Genomic DNA, 396 nt, shown 5'->3' with positions numbered 1-396 from the left:
TTTGCGAGCCTTACACGAACACAATATCAATGTTAACTACATCACAGGCACCAGTATTGGTGCCTTTGTTGCTTCATTATTTGCCTTTGGAAAAACTTCTGAAGAAATAGAAATGATTGCTTCTGAGTTAAAGTGGATGGATATTACAGGCATAACAATGTCGAAGTTTGCCTTGTTGAGTAATGAAAAATTAGGCGAGCTCATCATAAAATATATTGGTGATAAAAATATTGAAGAAGCTGACATTCCATTAGGCATTATCGCAACAGATATTTCAACAGGTGAAAAAATAGTTTTTGACAAAGGTTCAGTCGCAAAAGCTGTTATGGCTAGTACTTGCATTCCAGGGATTTACAGACCTATTGATATTGATGGTAAAATGTTGGTTGATGGTGG

Annotated in this window: 1 protein-coding gene; it reads left to right on the top strand. The window is 35.9% G+C overall.

Annotation, left to right across the window (positions count from 1 at the left end; all coding sequences use genetic code 11):
* On the top strand, nucleotides 1-396 hold a 396-nt coding region (locus IU405_RS00190; protein WP_197436656.1), incomplete at both ends, for a patatin-like phospholipase family protein.

This window comes from Polaribacter sp. BAL334 (assembly GCF_015767435.1).
GTDB lineage: Bacteria > Bacteroidota > Bacteroidia > Flavobacteriales > Flavobacteriaceae > Polaribacter.
The sequence above is the reverse complement of the archived record's forward strand: the minus strand, read 5'-3'. Positions and strand labels throughout refer to the sequence as shown.